Source organism: Mesobacillus subterraneus (genome assembly GCF_023715485.1).
GTDB classification, from domain to species: domain Bacteria; phylum Bacillota; class Bacilli; order Bacillales; family Cytobacillaceae; genus Mesobacillus; species Mesobacillus subterraneus_B.
Genome location: NZ_JAMBOF010000005.1, coordinates 283,512 through 307,041, shown reverse-complemented (window position 1 = coordinate 307,041; position 23,530 = coordinate 283,512). Strand labels below are relative to the sequence as shown.

Here is a 23,530-nt window from a genome sequence, read left to right as displayed (position 1 = left end):
GTTAAAATTGGACATGGATAAAGTACTCCTCTCAAAAGGTTATTGTGGTGATAACTCAGAGAGTACTTTGTCCTTTTTTCTTTGTCTAGAAAAAGGCCTTACACATACATTTATAAACCATCTATAAAAAATTTATATCCGTTACAAATAGGTTAGATTTCTACCTATCATGGTCCTTTCTCACCTGCAAGATAGAGGAAAAGTTAAGCAAATAGTTGGAATTTAAAAAAACAGCGGACTTTTAGCCACATTTGGATAAAAGTCCGCTGTTTTTTATAGAGGCTTACAAATGCGAAACAATCATTTCAGCATTTCCATCCAATTCATATTCACCAAATTCGAATGGAAGTAGGAAATGGTCACCTTTTTTGAACTCATACTTTTCTTCACCCTTAATGAGTGACCCAGCCCCTTCAATCACGCTTACCAGCTGGAAGGAAAGGTTTTGGTCCAGTTTAGCCGAGCCTTCTAATTCCCATCTATGGACAGTGAAGTAGTCGCTTTCTACGAAAGTAGTGATTTTCATATTGCCTGAGGTATTAACAACAGGCTTGCTTACCGGCTCAATAGACGGAATAGTCGTTACGGCAATGGACTGCTCGACATGAAGCTCTCGCAGATTGCCTTGATTGTCCCTGCGGTCATAGTCGTAAACCCTGTAAGTTGTATCCGAGTTCTGTTGAGTTTCAAGAATGACAATCCCTGCTCCAATAGCATGAACTGTACCGCTAGGAACAAAGAAGAAGTCGCCTGGCTTCACTGGTACTTTTGTAAGAAGTTCGTCCCACTTTCCCTCATGAATCATCGCTGCAAACTCTTCTCTTGTTTTCGCAGTATGGCCGTATATAATTTCGGCACCATCTTCACAATCGATGATATACCAACATTCTGTCTTGCCAAGGTCGCCTTCATGCTTAAGGCCATATTCATCATCCGGATGAACCTGGACAGACAAGTCCTGAGCAGCATCAAGAATTTTCGTCAACAGCGGGAAGCGGTCACCCTCGATATTGCCGAAAAGCTCTCTCTGCTTTTCCCATAACTCACCCAGTGATGACCCCTTAAACTCTCCGTTCTTCACAACACTCTGGCCATTGCTGTGGGCCGCGAATGCCCAGCATTCACCTGTCTGGCTGGAAAGAAGCTCATAACCGAATGATTTTAGCTGCTCTCCTCCCCAGATTCTTTCTTTAAATACCGGTTCAAAAAATAGTGGCTGTGTCGACATGTATTAACCTCCTAAGTAACGATTCACATAACTACCATATTAAAAAAGAATTCAAAGATGGGCAACCACGATTGGAAACCATCTGAGTTATTTATCCGTTTTTTTGCAGCGCATTCTTCGCAAGCAAAAGAGAACCTACAACCCCAGCATTATCACCCAAGCCCGGACTTACAATATAATCTGGAAGATTTGGCAATGTTACATAACCATTCAACAGCTCCGGCAAATATTTATAGACGGAGGAGAATACCTGCTCCTGATTCATGACTCCCCCGCCAAGAATAATCTTCTTCGGGGAAAGAATCAGGATATAGTGCATCAGTGCCTGGGCGATATAATAGCCTTCCATGTCCCAGACTTCAGCACGCCCAACCAGTTCCACACCCTTCGCTCCCCAGCGGTCTTCTATCGCTGGCCCAGCGGCAAGTCCTTCCAGACAATCACCATGGTAAGGACATTTTCCAGTGTAATGATCCTCCGGGTGCCTCCTTACCAGGATATGCCCCATTTCCGGATGTGAAAGCCCTTGAAGCAGTTTCCCCTGAACAACTGCTCCTGCACCAATGCCTGTCCCTACCGTGATGTATAAGCAGCTATCCAGTCCTTTTGCGGCACCAAAATTGGCCTCTCCCAAGGCAGCCGCATTAACATCGGTATTAAACCCCACCGGAACTTCTAATGCTTTCCTTAATTCCTGAACAAAGGGATAATCCTTCCATCCCAACTTCGGTGTCGATGTGATATTGCCATAAGTTGTGCTATCCAGGTTCACATCGATGGGCCCAAATGATCCAATTCCAATTGCCTCGATTTGAAATTTTCGAAAAAAAGCTACAACCTGTGGGATTGTCTCAGAAGGTACTGTGGTTGGAATCTGGATTCGTTCCACGATCCCCCCTGTTTCATCCCCTACTGCACAGACGAACTTCGTCCCGCCTGCTTCAATTGCTCCTAGCATAACCATTCCTCCAGGGCTATAAGATTTAAAACTACATTAGCATTAATTTGTTCCCAATCCTGGTTTTCCCTTTGGCTTTTTCCAAATGAAAAACAGAGTAGGAATCATGATAACATATACAATCGGAAAAATACTAAATGAGATAGGTAATAGTTCCTCCAGGTCAAAATACTTTCTCATCGTTAAAAATAGTACTACACCGATAATCCTTCCAACCCCAAGCGGAATCTCACGGATAATGATGTAATCGAGTCTTTTTTCCTTATAATCTGGATCTCTTTCAATCGACTCGTAAATCATGGCATTCATCGATGTGCCAATCATATTCATTGCTATTGGTGACAGGAGTCCAAAGATAACCAATGAAATAAAGATAGGATACGCTGAGATCAGTACAGAGCTCAATAACATTGTTACTGAACCAATCGCAAAAACTGTAATCCGGTCCTTGGCTTTTGAAAACTTCGCAAGCATATAGAAGGCAACAATCGACATGATTTGCGCCCCTGTATTATACAATCCGAGGTTCAGTTCCCCGCCAGCCACCTTGAAGGTCATCATCGTGATTAAAAAAGTAGTAAATGCACCTGATACGATTCCATCTGCAAACATGATCGAGTACATCTTTTTCCACTCAGGCGACGGGTTCTTGATGACTTCCCAAAAATGACTTTTGGTCGTAACTGGGTGCCCTTTTACTCGAAGAGAAACGATAAAAGCAATAAACAAAAATACACAGGTTGCCATAAAAACAATGTAATAGCCAAGCATGCCAGCAAATTGCGAGATCATAACGCCCGAAAGAAGCGGAGCAATTACTCCGCCAATTGTAAATAATATCCCCTGTATATATAAAAACTGATCGCGCTTATCATTTGTCGTCAAATCTAGCACTGCCATATGCATACCGACATAATACAAGCTCATGGCTAGTCCATTGGAGATTCCCAGCAGCATGATGTGCTCATCCAATGTGTCATGAAAAAAAAGCATGATTAAATAAGTAATCAGATAAAACACAAACCCAAGACGCATGGTGATCATAGGACTGGTTTTTCTGGCTAGCCATGCACAAAGCCCGAAACTGAAAATAATCGCAACGGACCAATACAGGCTGTAATACGCTAACAATGAATAAGTTTTATCGAGCTTCCAGAGAAACACGCTTTGAAAAACACCAGACAAGGATGTACCAAACGTAAAAAGTGCATTCATAAGCAGATAAAACTTCAATTCCGTGGAAAAAGATCTAAAAATAGAAAGCATCTATTATCTCCTATCTATAAAACTTTAATTAAGATAAAAGGCCAAAATCATCACTCGATTTTGGCACAATTATTGAGATTATTTTATATAAGTCAATGAGTCTAAGATTTCCTGAAGGCTTAACTCTGCACACGCCATTGAAGTATCTGCAACTCCGTAGTACATTTTCACAACGTCTCCTTCAACGACTGCGCCGCATGAAAAGACTACGTTTCCGAAGAATCCTTCGACTTCATAGTCTGCTTCAGGCTCAAGGATAGGCTTATCAGAGCGAGCGATGACTTTGGTTGGGTCCTCCAGGTCAAGCAATACTGCGCCCATGCAATAGCGGTGGTCCGTAGTTGCGCCATGGTAAAGCTCCAGCCAGCCTTTTTCCGTCTTGAACGGAACAGCTCCGCCACCCATGCGGGCACTGTCCCACATACCCTCGCGCAGGCCAAGTAAGTATTTGTGATTTCCCCAGTGCAATAGATTAGTAGATTCAGCAATCCACATCTCAGGTTCACCCACACTTCTTGGCACAGGACGATGAAGAGCATAGTACTTGCCGTTAATTTTCTCAGGGAAAATTAACACATCTTTGTTTTCTGGCGCGAAAATCATGCCATGGTGCTCAGTTGTGACAAAGTCCTTTGTAGAAACCATGGATTCGCCGACACCTACAGGTGATACGGCACTGAAGTAAATATAATAAGTATCATCAATCTTCGTTATTCTTGGGTCTTCAATCCCGAATGTCTCAAGCTCATTTGAAGGATAAACAAATGGCTTTTCATCAATTGTAAAGTTATGGCCATCCTTACTGCGGGCAATCCTTAAATACGATAATGAAGTCAGATAAGCGAAACGACTCGTCTCTCCTGCTTTTTGAATCGTCCTTGGATCTGAAAAATTGTACGCAGGATCATTCAAATTGAATTCAAGAATTTCGAGCTCATTCGTTTCTGGATTATAAACAGGTGATTTCACAATCTCAGGATTATCACTGATCGGACGCTCTGCGACACGCAGCAGCATGATGATTTCATCGTTAAAAGTCGTAATCCCCGCATTGAATGCGCCAATCACTTCAAAGTCCTCGCGATGCGGTTTTACATCCATTGGTGTTACTAACGGATTCTCTTCATATCTATATACATTCATGTTGTAATCCCCTCAATTCAGTCAGTTTTTTTGCTCGTATGGTAAAAATGGATCTGCAATCGTGATTTTTTGAGCTTCGGCATCACTGATTCCTGCATACATATCAGCTGTGCCGTCCGCTTTCCGTACAATTCCGCCACTGAACACAACGTCAGCCAGGTCAGGTCGCTTTGAGGCACCAGGAAGGAAATTGCTCCTTGTTGCAATTAACTCCATATCAGAAATCATGCCTGTTTCCGGCTCGAGCGCGAAAACCATCGGATAATAATGGCGATCTCCAGCTGCATCAAATGAAGCAACGTGGCCAAGTACACCAACCAAGCCATTTGCCAGCAGATGCGGCTCGTTCGCCCCGCCCCATTCTTCATCAATAAACTGACCATCAAATAAAGGAGCCTCATTGATGACATCCAGCGTCAATTCCTCCAATGAAGAAATACGAGCCCAGCCAATCTTTCCTCTTCCGCCCTTTTCACCCTGTGGCCTTGTTAACACACCGATGCTGCCATCAGCCAGCTCAACAAGGCGAAGATCCTTCATGCCATCTGGGCCCTTAGCGAATTCCTCTAAGCTAGCAATATTCTTTCCTTTATAAAAAACCGTACGCCATCCCAAAGCGTTTTCGATTGTAGGATGCGGGAATATCTGGACTCCTCCAAGGACTAACTCGCCAGCAATCCTTGTGTAAAAAGGATCCTGCAATTCAAACACAGGCGCGTTTTCGCGAGGAACCCATTCTCCTTCTTTCTCGACGAAGAAATAAACGCTGGAATGCTCACTGTCACGTGATTCCACGCGTCCGGCAATTACCTGCTCACCCTCATCTTCAAAAGGTGCTGTAATATTATAGACATCCTTATCACCAACACCAGAGAATACGATTTTTTCCGGATTAGCCGGCTGTGCCTTTGAAGCGAACTTCTCCAAAAGCTGTTCGCAAGTTTTTACATTACCTTTCGTTAAGACCGTCATTTCCTGCATCCTCCTTTAAAATAATGACTTCATTTCCCGATATTGTGAGAACATCACTGCTTTCTAGCGAATTCCGCTTGTTCGAAAGCAGCAGGTTCATGTTTTTAAATTCTAATTCAAGGGATTTCTCTTCTTCAGAAAAGTTCAGAGCAACCAGTGTCCGTTCAATCTCGTTGCTCCTTATGAAGTAAATCATTCCATCCTGGTAACGCAAGAATTCATATTCTCCTGTATGAAAGGAAGTATGTTCTTTACGCAGTTTCAACATTTTTTTATAGAAGGAAAGCATTGAATCAGGATTGCCTTCCTGGTTTTCAACATTTGTGTTGATGGCATCCTCAGGAACAGTAATCCAAGGTACAACTTCGGAAAAACCAGCATGAGAATCCGAGCTCCATTGCATTGGAGTACGTGATTTATCGCGGCACCGTTCGTTCGCCACAACCAGAGCTTCCTCAACAGATTTGCCAGCCTTCAGTGCTTCTTCATAGGCGAGGCGCCCCTGGATATCCATCATCTTCGTAATGTCATCTGTAACCCAATCCTTCATGCCAATTTCATCACCCTGGTAAATGAACGGCACGCCCTTCGCGGTAAGCATCAGCGCAGCTACCAGCTTCGCGCGCTCCTCGTCACCGCCAAACCGTGAAATATGGCGTGACATATCGTGGCTCGAGAAGAACAGAGTAGCAATCTGATCGGAACCATACGCTTTCTCAGTTTCAACTAATTGCTCGTAAATCTTTTCAGCATCAAACTCAGCAATACTACCAATGTTGAAGTTAAAAGACACATCCAGCTTGTTCAGTCCAGAATACCGTTTCAAAATCTCGATATCCTCAGAACCAACCTCACCGACAAGGAATTTATCCGGAGATTGATGAACCACATCGGCGATTTCCTCGATAACCGTTAAAATCCCTTCCTGGTCCTTGTCATACAAATGGATCTGTTCATTTTTTTCATGATCATAAGGATTATCGATAAAGGAATCGTTGATTGTCAGGAAGTTGATGACATCGAGCCTGAAACCATCCACGCCTTTTTCCAGCCAAAACCTCATGACATCATACATGGCATTTTTGACTTCCAGGTTGGCCCAGTTCAAATCAACCTGTTCCTTCGCAAAAGCGTGGTAATAATATTGGCCGGTTGCCTCATCAAATTCCCATGCTGAACCGCTGAAAAAGGATTCCCAGTTATTCGGCTCGTCTCTCCATATATACCAATCACGCTTTGGGTGATCCTTAGATGACCTTGATTCCTTGAACCATTCATGCTCAGAAGAAGTGTGGTTCAATACGATATCGACAATGACCTTGATATTGCGCTTGTGCGCCTCAGCGATAAAAGCTTCAAAGTCCTCCATCGTTCCGTAAGCGGGATCAATCGAATAATAATCAGAAATGTCATAGCCGTTATCAACCTTCGGAGATGGATAAAAGGGAGTGAGCCACAGCCCATCTACTCCCAGTTCCTTGAGATAATCCAACTTGGAGGTGATACCTGCAAAATCCCCCAGCCCATCTCCGTTTCCGTCCTTAAAACTAGGCATATATATTTCATAGAAAGCTGATTGCTTCCACCATTTAACCATTTGCCAGAACTCCAATCTCTGGTTACTTAAGTGTGAATTGCATTCCCTCTTGGAACTTCTTCGCGAAAAGCAAGAAGATGACGATGATTGGCAATGTCAATAACACGGATGCAGCATACATCGGTCCCGGGTAGCCGCCATATGGGCCGAACATTTGTGATAAAAGAACGTTTAGCGTAAGCATATTATCACTCTTCGCAACAAGCATATCCCATAGTAGCTCTGTCCATCTTTCCATGAACAAGAACAAGAAGATGACGGTAGTGATCGATTTTGACATCGGCAGGACAATCTTGAACATGATTTGCATTTCGCTTGCCCCGTCCAATTTTGCCGCCTCAATGAATGTATCCGGTATTGCCTTGAAGAAGTTCGTGTACATGAATACTGCCCATAAGCTCATCGCTTTTGGCAGGATCATTCCCCAATAAGAGTCGTACATTCCGACCTTTTGAATCACCAGGAAGGTAGGAATCAGCAAGATAATTGCCGGGAAGAACATCTGGAACAAGATCACGTTGTTGATCGTGTCTCTTCCTTTAAACTGAATCTTAGCTAATGCATAAGAAACCATTACTGCAGAGACCATCATCAAAATTGTCGAACCAGCTGATACTAAAAGGCTGTTAAAGAAGGCGTTGATCCACGGGCGCGGGATAACTGATTCTCCACCGCCAAGCAGCCATTCCCATGACTTCAATGAGTATTCAGTCGGGAAGAATTTCTTATCGACCTGACTCCAATCAGCAAAGGAATTCAACACCATATAGATATATGGATAAATCATGATCAGCAATAGTACGATCGCAAACAGGTAACGAAAAACCAATCCTTTTTTCTTAGGTCCAACCATTTCGTTTCCCCCACAATTCCAAGAGTTTTCGAATGATGTAAATCGCAACAAACGTTACAATCGATGCGATGATGGCAATTGCAGAAGCGTAGCCGGCTTGCAGATTAGAGAAGGCTTTTGTGAAAATCTCCATCTGCCATGTATTCGTGGCAAAATTCGGTCCGCCGCCAGTTAACTGATAAACCTCTGTGAAAATACCAAACGTAACACCAATCGATAAAATCAATACAGTAAACAACGCTGGATAGAGGAGCGGAAGGGTAATTTTCCAGAAACGCTGCCATGGTGTTACTCCATCAATCATCGCCGCTTCATAGACATCTTTACTGATGCTCTCAAAGCCCGATGTTAAAATCAGCGCGTAATAACCGGTAAATTTCCAGGCAATGATCAAGGCTACAACAAATAGTGCAGCAAACGGTGATCCTAGCCAGTCAATATCGAGGCCAAATGTTCCTCGCAGGAACTCATTCAGCGGACTGTTGTAGGACAAAATCCCTTTCACGATCAGCGAGGAAACAACTCCTGACGCCAGGTACGGAAGGAAGAATCCGATTAAAAACAATCCTTTAAATCTCGGCAGCCCTTGAACAATCAAGGCCACAATAATGGAAAAAGCAATAACCAATGGGACAAATACAGCCATGAATTTAAAGGTTACAAAAAAGGCACTCTGCACACCCTGGCTTTTCAAGGCCGCAGCGTAATTTTCCAAGCCGACAAAACTATATGTCGGCGATATTAAGTTCCAGTCTGTCACAGAGAGAAACAGTGACCAGACGAGTGGTATTAGGAAGAAAATAATTGCGTATAAAAGATAAGGACTGGCAAAAAGCCAGCCCAACCATCCTTGGTTCTTTCTCATTATTTGAGAGCCCCCTCAATGGCCTCTTGCATATCCTTCCATGCAGCTTTCGGATCTTTCTCTCCTTTTACAACTGGATTGAAGGCATGCTGGCCAATAAATGTCTGAATGTCATTGTATTTAGAGTTATCCATTGGCGGTATTGCATTTGGAACGGCAGCAGCGTATGGCTGTAATGCTGGGTTGTTTTCAAAGAACGATTTAAAAGTGTCGTTCGTTGTTAAGTCATCACGTGCCGGTGGCAGATTCGTCTTTTCAAGCCATTTCAGATCATTTTCAGGATTCGAATAGACCCATTTAATGAATTCGCTCGCAGCTTTTTGCTGTTCTTTCGTTGCTGAAGCATACACGACAAGACCCTTTGTATCTGCGAATGTCTTAACGTTTTCTGTGTCCATTCCGTCTGGAACAGGAGGCAAGGCTAACGCATACGTTTCATTCAATTTCATTTCTGGGAATTTCTCTGCCCAATAAGAAATTGTCCAAGGACCAATATCCGTAAAGATACCCAATCCACTTTCAAATGGATCTTTAGATTGTCTAGTCATTAAAGCATCTGCTTTTTGCAGCTCTTCTACAAATCCAAGAACTTTCTCTCCTGCTTTTTTATCACCAGTAAAATCAGTTCCCTCTACGAACTTGTTGCCATCAGACGCTGCGTTATAGAGCATGAAGAAGTCGAACCATCTTTTCCAAGCTGTTGGATCAGCAAGGTCTGGTTTAGCCCATACATATTTGTCTGGGTGCTTTTCTTTCAATTTCTTCGCTACTTCTAGCATTTCGCTGTATGTTTTCGGCGGTTCGTTATAGCCAAGCTCCTTCAGGACGTCCAATCTCCAACCAAACAACATCGCATTCGAGTAGATTGGCAATACATATTGGTGGCCGTCAGCAAACTCCCAGCCCTTCATCGTATCTTCCATATTTCTGTTTTTCTTAATTTCATCCCAGCCTTCTAGCTCATCCAATGGTAAAAGCGCTTTACTTTCAGACAGCTGAGCAGCAAAACCACGGTTAATATTCTCTGACATCGTTGGTGCACTGCCGCCAGCAATCGCTGATTGGATGCCAGCCTCTGATGTCGGGCTTTCCTTCATCGGGCTTACGTTCACCTTGATATCCGGATTTTCTTTCGTGAACTCTTCCGCTACTTCCTTCCAATACACTTGCTGTGTTGGGTTTGGAGCTGCCCAGAATTCAATTGTCGTTACTCCATCTTTTGTACTTCCGTTGCTTTTATCTCCATTATTACAAGCTGCAAGTCCAGAAACAGTTAGTGAAGCAGCAAGGACTAAAGAAGCCACTTTTTTGATTTTCATGCGATATTCCCCCAATTAGTATGATTTCCTAACTTTATGTTTTCAGTAATTTTCTCCATGAAAAATGATAAAAGTATTAGTCTAGCTTTTTGATGAGAACGTTTTGATAGCGCTATCATAACCTTACAAAAAAAAGTATAATCATTAGTATCTGGGTCACTTATATTGACGATTTAACCTTTACCCCTCATTTCTAAAGATTTTTTAAAAAATCATTACAAACAAATAAGTAATTAATAAATAATGATATTTGTAACTTTACAAATACATTATTACACCTTGCTAATTATATGTCAAACAATAATTATATAAAAAAGCTGTGTTAATCTTGTCTGTTGATTTCCGCTCCAGGCACTCGCTTTCCGCAGAAGAATTATGAAAAATTCCAAGAACCGACTTTTTCATAATTCTTCTTTGGCAGTTCACGAGCCTCCTTGTCGCTTAACCCACCTGCGGGGTCAAAGAATCTATCATGAGAATCCTTGATATATGTTCTCCACAGGCCAGTACATCTCACAGGAGTCTTGCGCCTTCTGCTACATCTAATATAGTATCAAATTACAAACATTACTTTTAGTTGCCTAATAAAAAAATGAGTAATTAAAAATATATCCTTATTTAATTAACAGAATAAGTTTATTGCTAAAATAAACTTGTAACGTTACAATAAAATTACAAAAATAATTACAAGTATTCACTTTCGTTAAGGAGAAGTTTTATATATGAAGAAAAAAGTGACAATGCAGGATATAGCTGATCGACTGAATATCTCTAAGAATTCTGTCTCGCAAGCCTTGACGGGAAAGCCCGGGGTTAGTGAAGAAACAAGGCTGATGGTTCAAAAAGCGGCAGATGAATTAGGGTATTCCTATTCCAATAATAGAAGCAGTCAAAAGACAGATGATAAAAAGGGAATCAACATTGCCCTTATTGCCTCTGACTTTGCTTTTTCTCTAAAAAGTTTTTTCGGGGAAATTTACCTCAGCGTGGAAAAGGAAGTCAGATCACGCGGCTGGAATTTATTCATTGAATCAATCGACCAGGATTCAAAGGATAAGTTAATCCTTCCCTCACTGCTATCGAATCATCAAATTGATGGGATTTTAATCCTATCTCATATTAGTACGGATTATATTTCAAAGATTATTGATACTGGAATCCCGACTGTGCTGATTGACCATCACTCACCATACCTGCAGGCGGACGCCATCTTGACGAACAACCGCTTTGGCGCTTATAAGGCAGTTGAACACCTAATCCAATTAGGACATCAGGAAATTGCGTTTGTAGGGGATATAGAGGTTTCCCCAAGCTACCAGGAGAGACTGGAAGGCTATAGTCTTGCCTTGAAAAAACATGGGATAGATCCAAATTCAGCCCTGTTATTTACAGACGCAGAGGAAACCCAAGAAGAAATAAGCAGGTTCGCCGACCGACTGCCTTATATGCCGACCGCATGGTTTTGCGTAAATGACGGACACGGCTTCCTAGTCCAATCCGTTCTGCAGCAAAAAGGATTCAAAATTCCTGAAGATATATCGATTTGCAGCTTTGACAACGGACAGCTATCCCAAATAGCCACTCCAAAAATCACAACAGTAAATATCGATTTAAACTACTATGGAAAAAAAGCAGTCGAACAGCTCAGTTGGCGGATTGAACATATGAATGAACCTATGCACGAAATCCTGCTGCCGACCACATTGATTGTTAGAGAATCAACTGCAGTCAATACTATAAAATCAATATAATTTTAAGATGTGGAAGCAAGGGACGTCTAGCGATGAAGTTCTCGTAGATTACAAGAAAAGATTAGTTTTACTTGCAGAATATTAATTAAGAATATTTATACTACAGAGCTATTTGCTTCTCCCAAAAATAAAGCCCCTTAAAAAGATCAATAGATCCTAAAGGGGCTTTATTTTATGATTAGATATAAGCTTCAAATAGCTGCCGCTACACTTAAATACACGCAGGTTTTCACCTCGTATAAAATTTATTCCTCTAACTCAATACTGATTTCAGTTTTAAGACTTTCATTCCCATTAATTATTACAAGCTCTTCCTTACGGTTGAATTCATCCGTTTTCGCCATCCACGGCTCTACACATATAAATTCATTTCCACTTTCCGTCCATAACACGATGTACTTAAACAGTTCTCCATAGCTTAACTTAATCCGTTTTTTCACTGCTGGATCGCCAAAAGAAATAGAAGGATTCTTTGATTCTAAAAAGACGACTGATTCTTTCAAGTTCGTTAAATCAATGCTCCCGGTAAACTCTTTTACTTGATCGTCATTGTAGTCATAATATTTCGTTGCATCTGTTTCATATGAGAGATTCTTTTCGCTTGTTTTAAAATAAGGATGAAACCCTGCATAAATTGGCATGGGCTGATCTCCCTGATTGTTATATTCTTGCTTGATCGTTAGTTTTCCGCCTTCTAATACATAAGTGAAAATAACAGTAAAGTCAAAGGGATATGAGAGTTTCGTCTGCTCATTGCTGGTGAGTCTTATCGATAGAGAAGCACTGTTATCCATCTCCTGACCAATAACTTCCCACGAGGCATTACGCGCAAATCCATGATTGTCCATGGAATATGTATTACCTTCCAATTCATACTTTCCATTGGACAGCTGACCAGAAATCGGGAACAGAATGGGAATGCCGCCCCTTACATTCTTTTCTTTATTATAAAACGTTTCTTCATTTAGGTAGAGCAGTTCTTCTCCTCGTACACCATATGAAAAAATAATGCCACCTCGTTCAGGAGCCACCTTGACCCATGAATTTGTAGCCGAATCTGATAACTCATAAATTTTGTAAGCTTGTCCTTCCAACTCTTTTACGTTGTACACTTTACAGACCTCCAAGATAGAGAGATTAGATTAAAGTCTCTTTGTATAATAACTTTTAAAAATTCACCACAGAATTACTGTTTATGTCTAAAATATTTATTTCATAATATAACTTAATTATCATAGCAGAATAATTCAACCACTTCTTTATCTAAAAAATTTTATTCTTTTCAACTCCTATCATTGAGACAGCCATTTGAAAAAAGATTGAAGCATGAGGATGTCCCCAGCTTCACATTGAACTCCTATTATCTTTATTTCATCAGTAAAAACTGTCCCATTCCTTTTTAAATTTCTCAACATCCCCCATTGTTGAAGGGTGATTAAGGAATCCCTCGATAATTTCTTCATTTGCTGTTACCGCATGCGCTCCTGCTAAACATACTTCTTGAACATAATGAAAAAAGAACCTTCTTGAATTATCAAGAAGGACCATAGTATAATCTAAGCTAACGGAAAATTGTGAACATTACCTTGTGGAGAACCTCCCTAGCTTCTTCAGCACATTCCACTTAAATATTCACCATCACAAGGAATTTAACAATAAAATTACCCTTCATAAATTTTATTTCCATTTAAATTAATATAATAGAACAATCGCTTATTATTTAAATCCTCGAGATAAATATACTCCTCAATATTTACATACCAACCAATATTATAATTAACGACATCAAGATCGCCGGTTATTTCAATACGAATTTTATAATTGCCATACTTATTTCGATCGAGATTGACTGATTCCAGTGTCAAATCTTGAAAAGCTTCTTCAGCTTGGATAACTCGATTAATTTCTTCGGAAACACCCCGCTTTATTTCAAGAGCTTTTTGATCACCCATGTAGTAGTCAGGATTTACACCATTGTATTCCTTCATATAATCTTCAATTAGATTTATTCTATTATCTAATGAAGTTAAATCTTGGCTTTGATCAGTCTGACCTTCTAATAAAGCAATTTTCCCGTTTGCTTTTTCCAACTCCGCCTGTAAATTATTAATTGCTATTTGCTGTTCCATTACCATATCGGGTAATCCTTTTCCGTCATTACCAGCAATGGCCCAATTGGAACTTGCTGTCACCAAAGCTACTCCCACTGCTACTCCTAATAAACTTTTACCCATTATACTCACCTTTTCTACTAAATTGGTCAAGAAAACCTCTATCTATTATAAATTCTTTTATTTAATTCATATATCCTTACTTTTTCTTTTACGTATTCATAGAAGAACCGTCCCTGTGTTTTCTTAATTAAATAAAGACCGGTTGAAATCATATGTATACTTCTCGAGATTGATAATTTCATCGCTAAATAGATTAATGGGAAATTAATCAAAAAGACTGCCACTTTTGTGACAGCCCTTTTTTATCTTTAATAATTTATTATATTTTCTCATGGAACATTATTCACCAATCAAACGCCAAAACATGTATAGAAATGGGATTTCCATTCATCCTTATTAATCCAGGCAATTAAAGTTAGCGGCTCCTCTAATAACCCGGAACTAGCTCCAAAAATGAGTTTGAACCTTTCGCTAAAGCTTATAACCAGATAATTCTCTTTTCATATATTGGGTAAAACCCATGCTTCTCCTTGTTCTTTCTTAAGCATTTTTTTCCCACGCAAAACACATAAACCGGGCATCAGCAGTGAGCCATTTTTGGGAGTGTGCCTTTTTAATCAACTCTTTATGTTCAATGAATATTTTCTTCGCATACGGAAGTTTGACCTCCCGAACTGCTTCATTTAACAAATTTAGAATTCTTTTATCCTTTTCACTTAGTGAAATAAAATCAAAATTCTCTTTTTCTTTAGCAATAACCTTCATAAGTTCTTTCGCTTCACTACTTAACAATTGATAATGCAAAGGCTCAGTAATCCGCATCCATTCTTTCATCATTACTTCCCTGGCGATTCCATACTGCTGTTTTCCCATTAAATTATTAATTACAATTACAACACTCTCTATTTTCAAATTATATCCCATCCATTAATAAAAATAGTAACTACTACTTATTTTATGTAGGGAATTTGTACTAGTCAATGTAAAATTTTTAAAATTTTCAATCATTTTTATCAATGATATATCTACTAATACTAATTCATCTATATTAAATTGCTCATTAAAAAAACTGGCGCCAAATGGCCGCCAGTTTTTACTCTGTACAAGTCTTTATATCTATAATTAAATCTTCCATAAGCTTCTGGATTGTGATTTCTTCGTTATTTTTACCTTTTTCATAGGTCTTCTTAATGACATCAAAAAACAGTTCCTGATTAATTTCTGCTGCCTTTTCATTAGATGATCTCACTTCATGATCCTCCTGTTTCTGTCTGCAATGACAATATTCTATTAAAAACGATATGATTTGTAAATAGTTTTCCAAAAAGATTGTAACAACCTCAGTCCTTTTTGTTATAAAATGTCATAATTATATATATAATACTATTTTTATATGATAGAATAATTATAAAATTTACAAGAAATGGAGTGTTGACGAAAGTTGAAGAAACAAGCCGCAACTCTTATGACCGCCGCTATTCTGACTTCTGCCTTCTCCGGTATTGCTTCTGCAGATACATACACTGTAAAAAAAGGGGATACATTATCCCACATTGCCTTTACCTATAAAACAACTGTTGTTGATTTGAAGAAAACAAATAAATTATCCTCTGATTTAATTTATGTGAATCAGACATTAACAGTTCCAGGTACTACAGCTGTGGCTAAGCCCGTTGTTGCGCCGGCAAAGCCGGCTGCAACAGCTGAAACAGCTTCTGTCTATATTGTTGTCAGTGGCGATACCCTAAGCAAGATTGCTTCCCAGCATAAAATTGCACTGAGCGATCTTATGAAATGGAACAACCTGAGCGGCTATTTGATTTATCCTGGACAGAAGCTTAAGATATCGAATGGGACGGCTGCTGTTACACCGGCTCCAGTAAAAACTCAGCCAACAGCGCCAGCCCAACCAGCTAAGGAGCCCGCTAAGTCTGAAGGTGCTGAGTACATAATCAAATCCGGCGATACACTGAGCGGAATTGGCAAGCAGTTCGGCATGACTGTTCAAGAACTTAAGAAGCTTAACAACCTTAAGTCGGACATGATTTTTGTCGGACAAAAACTGCTGGTTAGCATGAAGGGCGAAACAGCACCTTCTTCACCTGCACCAGTACAGCCACCTGCCAAACAGCCTGTACCAAGTGCGGATTCTGAAGTCCTTGCAATTGCCCAGGATCTGCTTGGTGTTCCGTACTCCTGGGGCGGAAGTACGCCTGAAGGCTTTGATTGCAGCGGATTTATCTACTATGCCTTTAACAAAGCCGGCATGAAGATGGGCCGTTATTCTTCGGAAGGCTATTACAATCGCGCTTATTACATAAACGATCCGCAGCCAGGAGATCTTGTATTCTTTGAAAATACCTATAAGCCAGGAATATCCCATATGGGCATTTATCTCGGAAACAATGAATTCATCCATGCCAGCGATAATGGTGTAATAATTTCCAACCTGGACAACCCGTATTATAAGAACCACTTTGATGGGTTTAAACGATTCTATTAATGAACAGGCACCTTAATTGGTGCCTTTTTTGTTTTTACCACAGGCAGCTATTTATAAAACATTTTAGTAAATAATAAACTTTTAGTAATCGCAATCGTCTAAATGTTAAACAGATGGTGGAGGTGAAGAAATGCATAAGCAAAAGGCAATCGCTGACCTGATGGATCATTACGGGACTGCTGTTCTCCAATTAGCCTACTCATACGTCAGGGACAGGCAGACAGCAGAAGATCTAGCACAGGAAATATTCTTTAAGTGCTACCAAAAGTACGATACCTTCCAGGGCAACGCACAGATTCAGACATGGCTATTCCGCGTGGCCTCCAACCATTGCAAGGACTACCTAAAGAGCTGGCACCACAAAAAAGTATTTGTCAGCAACTATCTATCATCTTTTTTAACAAACCACCAGTCCAGCCCTGAAAACGAACTGATCAAGAGTGCAGAAAACCAGGAGCTGACGGAAGCGCTGTTCAAGTTGCCGGTTAAATATAGAGAAATCCTCTTCCTCTTTTACTTTCAAGAATGCTCGCTGAAGGAGATCTCAGAAATTTCCGGTTTGAATCTGAATACGGTGAAGTCGAGACTTTCCCGCGCAAAAACATTATTGAAGGAAATTTTACAGGAAAGGAGTGGAGAAGATGGAGAAACAAATGAAGGAGTTAAAGGAGAAACTATTAAAGGAAGAATTGGCTGACTTTGTTTTTTCTCAACAAATGAAGGCAAATGTATTTACAAAGATTGAAGCAAAGCAGAAACAAAAATTCTCTTTTATCAGGTTATCCAAAATCGTGCCCATCAGTTTAAGCATTACTGCTTTTCTGATTTTCTCTGTTGGGATTTACGTGCTAATTACACGTGAAATGGTAACATTGCCGGACCCTTCTCCTAATCCAGGGCAGAATACAAATATAGAAGAAGATCCGGACACCAATCGCCCGAAGGAAAATTTCTCAAAACCTGAGCTAGTGCCCCTAGACTATCTTCCCGAGGGATATGTTTTCAAGCACAAACACATCAATGAAGACCTTTATGAAAATATTTATGAGAAAGAGGGAAATGCCATTGATTCTTTTTCATATGGAATACAGCTCACCAAGCCTGAAATTGACGGAGTATTGGAGAAGGATATAAAGTTCACAGTGGAATTATCAGGGCAATTATTTAAAATATCCGACAACCAGCTCTTGCTTTTATGGAAGGATGAAGGTGTATACCAATTCGTCCAGAAAACAGGCAGTTTGCCTGAGAGTGAATTTTATAAGGTCGTCGATTCGATTTTAAAAGAACAAGGATTCACCACTGTGCTCGGCCCATATATCAGCGAACTGGAAGCCTTGGAGCAACAGCAAGCAGCAATAGACGAACAGTTGGCCTTTAATGAGGAAAAAGCAATTGCTTTGCTGGAGAGGTTCAATAACACTATTAATTCAGCGTTCAATGATGCGACAGAGGATGAAAAATTTAACACTTATAAAACAAAGGAAGAATTCTATTCCTTGTTTACGGACTTTGTGGCACGAGAATTTGTAGAATCAACTTTCAGCTTTAGAGTGGATGAAAAAGAAGATGGATTGTATGTTGTACCTACTGAATATCCACCACATTATATTCCTGAATTCCCTTTTCAGCTGATCAGGATTTCAGAGACAGAATATACGTTAACTCAGTACCAGGAAACAGATTTATACGGACAACTAACCCTTACGATAACCTTCAAGAATCACTCCGGAACTTGGATGATTTTAAAACAACAAATAGATGAAGTTAGTTTACCTAAATCATAATACTAAAATGGTGACTGTCCGCAGTCACCATTTTAATTTTCTAAGGTAATTAGTTGGAAGCTTCCTCAGAAAGCAAGTTAGCAAAAAATGTATTAAACTTACTGGAATTATGATTAGAAAAGCTTCAACTAAAAGTAAATATATAGGAAGCATTAGCCTGAAAAAGTAAGCAAACAGAAAAAAACAAATGATGGTTAAGACAATTATTAAAGTCGCTTTCCAATTCTTGCTGTTATTAAAAAGGGTGGCGATACATGTGACAGTGCTGAGTATTATTGCGACGCCACTTAAAAAGTAACAGCTGCTTATATAGTCTTGGATAGCCGGAAAATAATCATCACGTATTGGTAAACTGAAAGAACAGATTAACACAGCAACGGACAATGATAATAGAAGCCAACCCCAAAAAATAAACCTTTTCATCCAACACCTAATCTGCCTATGGCCATTCTATACAACTTCATCAGCCTCGATTCAAAAATATAAAAAACCTCTTATTAAGGCTTCCTTGTTATCTCATCAATACTGAGTTGTACTTATGATTGCCAGTAAAGCCACCACAAAAATACCTATGCCAACGAAAAATCGCTTTGCAACTCCCGTCATTTCCTTAGCCCCCGTGTCTTATTTAACTAACTGCACATAATTAGTCGGAGGCTGCTTAGCTTTCGTTTCGCCCATTTTGTCGAGAAAGTATGGCGCTGGGCTAAGTCCACAAGTGACCTTCACAAACAGAAAACCAATTTAAAGGAGCAATCTATTTTTTTGACAAAACTCTGTGGTGACAGTGGCATTTAAACGATTCCCGAGTCGCGTTTAACTTTGCTTAATATTGAGTCCCAAATCTTAGTGATGATTCCTAAAATAATCAGCATCCATACTATTTGAAATGTGAATTTAAGTGCTCCGTTATTTATAAAGCCTCCTATCCAATTTCCTGCGTAATAGATTGCCAATGCAGAAAATAATAGAAGGGCTGCCAATGCCCCGACTACAATCAGCCTATTTCTTATGTTTACTTTCTTGATCTCTTCCTTGTTTTTAACTAATAAATAGATCACTACAGCAATAAACAAAAACACAGCAAACGCAATCGCTCCATCCATCCTGACCCCACTCCAATTTTGGATAATTTTACAATATACTATTCTTTGTGCATCGCTTAAATTCCTTCTAAGGGTAAAGTGAATTCCAAATAAAAAGGACCAAATGAACTGAACTTGGTCCCCCTTAACGTTATTTAAAAAATCCAACCATTATATGCTTAAAAATAGTACGATTGCCTTCTTCGCTGAATGTCTTTTTCTTTAACGAGTCTATGTTTAGCCTACTGAAGAATGGGCTGTTTTCTTGCTGGACTTTTTCTGGTTTACGGACTAAGAGTTCGCCTGGTTTGGCGCCCTTTGTGACTTCGACTTTCCCGTTAAGGTCCATGCCCTTTTTGATTTTGCGTTTCTCGACTACTCCCGCTTCATTCAATATATATATGTAGCTGTTCTTCTTGCCTTTTTCCACTGATTTCCCAGGAACGGTTGAAGCGTTGAGTACCTGATTTGTGACGATGCTAACTTCCACATGCGTACCTTTGATGATGTTTTCCAGATCTTGTTCAAGTTCAATTTCAAATGGGTAGTGGCTTTCCTTTTTCACAGACGGGTCTGTTTCCGGATAGTCGGCGATTTTCGTCAGTGTCCCGCCAACAGTCCCTTTGAATAAGTCTGATCTTACGTAGACTTCCATGCCTTCTTCGACATTTTTCAAGTCTCTTTCTGTAAACGTGCCTTCTACCTTAGGTGTGTCGGAAATGATCGTGACTATTGGATTCTTCAGTTCATAATTGATTTTTTTCACCGTGCCGTCGACTTCACTGGTCCTGCCAATTTGATCGCTGCCATCATAGGAATCAATCATATCATCATACTTGTCGATTTCGGACTTTACACGGCTTTTCTCTAGCTGCTTGTCGTAGATTTCTTTTTCAATCGACACTTGCACGAGGTCATTCGAGGAACTATTGCCGGTTGAGCCATCACCTAAAACCGGTGTGCTGTTATCCGATGCCGATGCGGATACAGACTGGAGATAAAGCAGCTGCTGAATTTGTTCATCAATCAGCGTCGCCTCCCTTACCAGCTGGTTTTTTTCCCTCTCAAGCTCAGCCAGATCCTCATCTATATTGTCGGAGGAATATTCGTAAAGTGAAGTACCGCTGTCGACTCGATCCCCTTCTTTTACAAGAAAGCTCTTAAATACTCCGGGCTTATCATTATAGTAAATGTGATGCTCTTCCTCAGGGGTGACAACACCTGACGCTTGCAATGTCTGCGTCAAACTCTCCTTCCCCACTTCTGTCCAATTATTGATATAGGAGGAGCGCACCGCTTTGCTGTCATCCTTCAATGCCAAATACAGGTTTGCTGAAACAAATAGTATGCCTGCAGACAGCAGGATTGTCGTCTTCTTTTTCATATGGTGCACCTCCCTTATAGGATCTTCTCAAATTGGATGAACGAAAAGAGTGCTGTAAACAGCCAGAAAACAAGATTTATGCCGATGACCATCAAAAGGACGATTCTGGGATTCTTTCCGGTCAGCATTTTCAAATACTTGTATTCTATGAAAATAGCCCACACTTTGAATATGGATATAGACGCGAGGAAATAGATGATAAAATCATTTCCTGTTATGTACTGGGCGATGATACCTAGCGAGAACGGTGAAGATACTTTTGTCAGTCCAAGAGCGATTGCCAGCGGGATGATGATCGCTTTTTCCAGCAGAAGGATCGGCATGACGAAAAATTGGACAGTCAGCAGTTTCTTCAACTCAATGTCGGACAGCGTCCAGAAAAACAACGCCGGCAAAAAAATCATCGTCGCTCCGAAAAACAATCCAAGTATTGTCTGGCCAGCCATGTACAGAATTTTATGCATTTCATACTCTTCCCTGGAAATGCTGGTCAACTTTTTCGAAAGATATTCGGAACCTATTCCAAAATAGGCACTTATTCCAAAAATCAAGCCGCTGAGCAATATCAGCAGAGCGGTATTTTTCCAAACGCCGGGAACATGCTCTGAATCCCTCAGCTTATATGTATAATAATTATAGTTAAAAAGTCCTCGAAGCACTTCTACTCGGTTATTCATCGTTTGTCCCCCAGGTTATGGTTATATCTATCTTTATTTTATATGAAAAAATTCCAATATTAAAATAATAACTTAATTATTTTTCGGATGTTTCTTTTCTCTTTTTTTGAAATCGCATATTCCCCTCCTCGAATAGCTCATTTTTGGGTATAATAGAAGAATATGTTTTTTTCCGTATTTTAAAAATTTATCTTATATAAGATTTTAACATTGCTTCTCCTATCGTCTTGTCGAAATATGGCTAAATTAATTAAAAACATGAATTTCACTTGGTGAATGAACGAGAGTTGCTGTGGGAACGGGAGGAATGGTTGTGGCTGTCATACCTGAGAATCAGGCTCCGATTTTAAAAGAAGCCGCCGCAAAACTGAATACGATGCTCAAGGCCGAGGTCGAAGAGGATGCGCGCCTTGTCCAGAAGGGTCTGATGCTGTATCGCCAGGGAACGGTCCACCACCTGAAGTATATGGTGAAGTCAATTTGGGCGACGGTCCAGGATGTGACACCGGTTCGTGTGTACATAAATGTGACCAACCTTCTTGAAAGTAGCTGCACCTGCCCTGCTGATTCATTTTGCCGGCATCGCCTGGCTGCGTTTTTTCAAGCCTATGGTGATGTGGCGAGCGTTTCCGACTGGGTTGAAGCCTGGCGCAAGCCTGCCAGGGAGCAGATCGACGCGGAAAAATGGGGACTGCAGAGGGCGAAGGATCTGGTTAAGAAGGACAGTCGCTCGGGCCATGATTATGAGCAGTGGATTGCTTCCTTTAAGGAAGGCTTCGATGAGATCATGAAGGGTCAGGGTGAGCCGAAGCCTTATGTTGTTCCAGGATTATTTCGGACTTATATCCGCCGTGTTGAAGTTTCTGCCCCGCTCGAGACGGTTTGGAAAAACCTCTATATGATAGCGGGTGCGGTTTATTCGTTTAATTTGCTTTCCGAAATGGCGCGAGAGCTCGGTCATGACGAGGACGTTACGATGGACCGGTACTACCGGCCGTTGTTTGAGGACCTTTTCAATGATGCCGAGGAATACGTTGACCGGCTTGCTTTTAACACGATGCCGTTTTCGTTCGACGCTTTTTTAGAGAAAATCAAGAATGAGTCGATTGGTTTGACTGTTCCGGTTTCTGCCGCTGGCTATGAGCGGATTGATTTATATCGTTTGTTATGGGAAAAGCTTTTTAAAAATGGCGGATGGCGTGATGAGGAACGGGGGCGTCTTGAAAGGTTCGGGGATGAAAAACGGGATATTATTGAAGAAATCGCGCTGATCCACCAGCTGATTTTAGCCAAGCAGGATGGCGAAGCGTTGAAGCGGTTTGCTGCTCTGTCAGTTGATTCGCTTCCTTATATGTTCTACTGGCTTGATGGCTTTAGGGCGCAGCGTGAATGGAGCAGGATGGGGCCGTTCATCGACTACCTTGTCCAGCAGCTGCGCAATTACCTGAAACATCTCGGTGAATACTACACCTGCAAAAAGTTCACCCGATATGCATTGAAGCTGATTGGCGCCTATACCCGGGAAATCGGCCGCGGCGAGCTGTATGACCGCGCGCTCGCACAGGCAATGCCTTACAGCTTTTACGAATATGAAGATTCCTTATTTGAAAAAGGCCAATACGAACAGTGGGGCGAATTGCAGTCGTATTTTGGGTTTGAATACAATTCAATCTCAAACGATCGTCTTAAAGTGTTACAAAAGGAAGCGCCGGAGGTTTTGATTCCGTTGTATCACCAGATGATCGGCGACCTCGTTGATATGAAGAACCGCAGCAGCTACAAGCAGGCCGCGCGAGTGCTGAAAAAACTGCGCACCGTCTATAAAAAGCTAAAGAGAACGCCCGAGTGGGAAGCCTTTTTTGACAAGCTGCTGGTGCGGACGAAGCGACTGCGCGCTTTCCATGAGGAATGCACGCGGAGCAAGTTGATTGAGGTTGAGTGATGAAGTGGTGTTGACGGTTATACGGC

The 23,530-nt window shown here is 40.8% G+C and carries 21 protein-coding genes; 5 read left to right on the top strand and 16 right to left on the bottom strand.

What is annotated here, in order from left to right:
• Positions 1 to 283: 283 nt before the first annotated feature.
• From manA to M3204_RS09760, 9 genes are all read right to left on the bottom strand, one after another.
• Positions 284 to 1,228, bottom strand: coding sequence for a mannose-6-phosphate isomerase, class I (manA, locus tag M3204_RS09800; protein ID WP_251481038.1), 945 nt, complete (start codon positions 1,226 to 1,228; stop codon positions 284 to 286).
• Between the two features lie 91 nt (positions 1,229 to 1,319).
• Positions 1,320 to 2,186: an ROK family protein gene (locus M3204_RS09795; RefSeq protein WP_251481037.1), complete on the bottom strand. Its 867-nt coding sequence runs from the start codon at positions 2,184 to 2,186 to the stop codon at positions 1,320 to 1,322.
• 42 nt (positions 2,187 to 2,228) lie between these two features.
• Positions 2,229 to 3,452, bottom strand: coding sequence for an MFS transporter (locus M3204_RS09790; protein WP_251481036.1), 1,224 nt, complete (start codon positions 3,450 to 3,452; stop codon positions 2,229 to 2,231).
• 78 nt (positions 3,453 to 3,530) lie between these two features.
• Entirely contained in the window at positions 3,531 to 4,595 is a 1,065-nt protein-coding gene (locus tag M3204_RS09785; protein ID WP_251481035.1) for a BtaManbiosPhlase, read from the bottom strand.
• A gap of 21 nt (positions 4,596 to 4,616) precedes the next feature.
• Positions 4,617 to 5,567 (bottom strand): MTP-1 family protein, encoded by a 951-nt coding sequence (locus M3204_RS09780; RefSeq protein WP_251481034.1) that lies wholly within the window; start codon positions 5,565 to 5,567, stop codon positions 4,617 to 4,619.
• Positions 5,545 to 7,164, bottom strand: coding sequence for an alpha-glucosidase (locus tag M3204_RS09775; protein ID WP_251481033.1), 1,620 nt, complete (start codon positions 7,162 to 7,164; stop codon positions 5,545 to 5,547). The genes M3204_RS09780 and M3204_RS09775 overlap by 23 nt, the downstream gene beginning before the upstream one ends.
• Before the next feature lie 22 nt (positions 7,165 to 7,186).
• Entirely contained in the window at positions 7,187 to 8,017 is an 831-nt protein-coding gene (locus M3204_RS09770; RefSeq protein WP_251481032.1) for a carbohydrate ABC transporter permease, read from the bottom strand.
• Positions 8,004 to 8,882 carry a carbohydrate ABC transporter permease gene (locus M3204_RS09765; protein WP_251481031.1) on the bottom strand — a complete coding sequence of 293 codons (879 nt, stop codon included), beginning with the start codon at positions 8,880 to 8,882 and terminating at the stop codon, positions 8,004 to 8,006. The genes M3204_RS09770 and M3204_RS09765 overlap by 14 nt, the downstream gene beginning before the upstream one ends.
• Positions 8,882 to 10,201, bottom strand: coding sequence for an extracellular solute-binding protein (locus M3204_RS09760; RefSeq protein WP_251481030.1), 1,320 nt, complete (start codon positions 10,199 to 10,201; stop codon positions 8,882 to 8,884). The genes M3204_RS09765 and M3204_RS09760 overlap by 1 nt, the downstream gene beginning before the upstream one ends.
• Before the next feature lie 722 nt (positions 10,202 to 10,923).
• On the opposite strand from M3204_RS09760, the gene M3204_RS09755 reads away from it, so the two are divergent.
• The gene (locus M3204_RS09755; RefSeq protein ID WP_251481029.1) at positions 10,924 to 11,952 is read left to right on the top strand and encodes a LacI family DNA-binding transcriptional regulator; all 1,029 of its coding nucleotides are present in this window, start codon (positions 10,924 to 10,926) and stop codon (positions 11,950 to 11,952) included.
• 245 nt (positions 11,953 to 12,197) lie between these two features.
• On the opposite strand, the gene M3204_RS09750 is transcribed toward M3204_RS09755, so the two are convergent.
• The 4 genes from M3204_RS09750 to M3204_RS09735 all read right to left on the bottom strand — a co-directional run bounded on the left by M3204_RS09750 (position 12,198) and on the right by M3204_RS09735 (position 15,375).
• Complete coding sequence (locus tag M3204_RS09750; protein ID WP_251481028.1) at positions 12,198 to 13,064, bottom strand: aldose epimerase; 867 nt, start codon at positions 13,062 to 13,064, stop codon at positions 12,198 to 12,200.
• Between the two features lie 549 nt (positions 13,065 to 13,613).
• Positions 13,614 to 14,186, bottom strand: coding sequence for a hypothetical protein (locus M3204_RS09745; RefSeq protein ID WP_251481027.1), 573 nt, complete (start codon positions 14,184 to 14,186; stop codon positions 13,614 to 13,616).
• A 480-nt stretch (positions 14,187 to 14,666) separates the two neighbouring features.
• A complete protein-coding gene (locus M3204_RS09740; protein WP_251481026.1) occupies positions 14,667 to 15,038 on the bottom strand; it encodes a hypothetical protein in 372 nt (123 codons plus the stop codon).
• Between the two features lie 181 nt (positions 15,039 to 15,219).
• Positions 15,220 to 15,375 carry a hypothetical protein gene (locus M3204_RS09735; protein ID WP_251481025.1) on the bottom strand — a complete coding sequence of 52 codons (156 nt, stop codon included), beginning with the start codon at positions 15,373 to 15,375 and terminating at the stop codon, positions 15,220 to 15,222.
• 192 nt (positions 15,376 to 15,567) lie between these two features.
• Here M3204_RS09735 and M3204_RS09730 point away from each other — a divergent pair, with 192 nt between their 5' ends.
• From M3204_RS09730 to M3204_RS09720, 3 genes are all read left to right on the top strand, one after another.
• A complete protein-coding gene (locus M3204_RS09730) occupies positions 15,568 to 16,629 on the top strand; it encodes a C40 family peptidase (protein WP_251481024.1) in 1,062 nt (353 codons plus the stop codon).
• 130 nt (positions 16,630 to 16,759) lie between these two features.
• On the top strand, positions 16,760 to 17,326 hold the full coding sequence (locus tag M3204_RS09725; protein WP_251481023.1) for a sigma-70 family RNA polymerase sigma factor: 567 nt from the start codon (positions 16,760 to 16,762) through the stop codon (positions 17,324 to 17,326).
• Entirely contained in the window at positions 17,271 to 18,416 is a 1,146-nt protein-coding gene (locus M3204_RS09720; protein ID WP_251481022.1) for a DUF4367 domain-containing protein, read from the top strand. Before M3204_RS09725 ends, M3204_RS09720 begins: the two co-directional genes overlap by 56 nt.
• Positions 18,417 to 19,210: 794 nt before the next feature.
• On the opposite strand, the gene M3204_RS09715 is transcribed toward M3204_RS09720, so the two are convergent.
• From M3204_RS09715 to M3204_RS09705, 3 genes are all read right to left on the bottom strand, one after another.
• Complete coding sequence (locus tag M3204_RS09715; RefSeq protein ID WP_251481021.1) at positions 19,211 to 19,522, bottom strand: hypothetical protein; 312 nt, start codon at positions 19,520 to 19,522, stop codon at positions 19,211 to 19,213.
• Positions 19,523 to 19,652: 130 nt separating this feature from the next.
• Positions 19,653 to 20,885, bottom strand: coding sequence for an efflux RND transporter periplasmic adaptor subunit (locus M3204_RS09710; protein ID WP_251481020.1), 1,233 nt, complete (start codon positions 20,883 to 20,885; stop codon positions 19,653 to 19,655).
• A 14-nt stretch (positions 20,886 to 20,899) separates the two neighbouring features.
• Positions 20,900 to 21,562, bottom strand: a complete 663-nt coding sequence (locus M3204_RS09705) for a hypothetical protein (protein ID WP_251481019.1) — start codon at positions 21,560 to 21,562, stop codon at positions 20,900 to 20,902.
• A 313-nt stretch (positions 21,563 to 21,875) separates the two neighbouring features.
• Between M3204_RS09705 and M3204_RS09700 the strand changes: the two genes are divergently transcribed.
• A complete protein-coding gene (locus M3204_RS09700; protein WP_251481018.1) occupies positions 21,876 to 23,504 on the top strand; it encodes an SWIM zinc finger family protein in 1,629 nt (542 codons plus the stop codon).
• The last annotated feature ends 26 nt before the right edge of the window (positions 23,505 to 23,530 follow it).

Excerpts from the sequence above, each read along its gene's own strand:
- manA (WP_251481038.1), bottom strand. The coding sequence starts at position 1,228 with ATGTCGACACAGCCACTATTTTTTGAACCGGTATTTAAAGAAAGAATC.
- M3204_RS09795 (WP_251481037.1), bottom strand. The coding sequence starts at position 2,186 with ATGCTAGGAGCAATTGAAGCAGGCGGGACGAAGTTCGTCTGTGCAGTA.
- M3204_RS09790 (WP_251481036.1), bottom strand. The coding sequence starts at position 3,452 with ATGCTTTCTATTTTTAGATCTTTTTCCACGGAATTGAAGTTTTATCTG.
- M3204_RS09785 (WP_251481035.1), bottom strand. The coding sequence starts at position 4,595 with ATGAATGTATATAGATATGAAGAGAATCCGTTAGTAACACCAATGGAT.
- M3204_RS09780 (WP_251481034.1), bottom strand. The coding sequence starts at position 5,567 with ATGACGGTCTTAACGAAAGGTAATGTAAAAACTTGCGAACAGCTTTTG.
- M3204_RS09775 (WP_251481033.1), bottom strand. The coding sequence starts at position 7,164 with ATGGTTAAATGGTGGAAGCAATCAGCTTTCTATGAAATATATATGCCT.
- M3204_RS09770 (WP_251481032.1), bottom strand. The coding sequence starts at position 8,017 with ATGGTTGGACCTAAGAAAAAAGGATTGGTTTTTCGTTACCTGTTTGCG.
- M3204_RS09765 (WP_251481031.1), bottom strand. The coding sequence starts at position 8,882 with ATGAGAAAGAACCAAGGATGGTTGGGCTGGCTTTTTGCCAGTCCTTAT.
- M3204_RS09760 (WP_251481030.1), bottom strand. The coding sequence starts at position 10,201 with ATGAAAATCAAAAAAGTGGCTTCTTTAGTCCTTGCTGCTTCACTAACT.
- M3204_RS09755 (WP_251481029.1), top strand. The coding sequence starts at position 10,924 with ATGAAGAAAAAAGTGACAATGCAGGATATAGCTGATCGACTGAATATC.
- M3204_RS09745 (WP_251481027.1), bottom strand. The coding sequence starts at position 14,186 with ATGGGTAAAAGTTTATTAGGAGTAGCAGTGGGAGTAGCTTTGGTGACA.
- M3204_RS09725 (WP_251481023.1), top strand. The coding sequence starts at position 16,760 with ATGCATAAGCAAAAGGCAATCGCTGACCTGATGGATCATTACGGGACT.
- M3204_RS09720 (WP_251481022.1), top strand. The coding sequence starts at position 17,271 with ATGGAGAAACAAATGAAGGAGTTAAAGGAGAAACTATTAAAGGAAGAA.
- M3204_RS09715 (WP_251481021.1), bottom strand. The coding sequence starts at position 19,522 with ATGGATGGAGCGATTGCGTTTGCTGTGTTTTTGTTTATTGCTGTAGTG.
- M3204_RS09710 (WP_251481020.1), bottom strand. The coding sequence starts at position 20,885 with ATGAAAAAGAAGACGACAATCCTGCTGTCTGCAGGCATACTATTTGTT.
- M3204_RS09705 (WP_251481019.1), bottom strand. The coding sequence starts at position 21,562 with ATGAATAACCGAGTAGAAGTGCTTCGAGGACTTTTTAACTATAATTAT.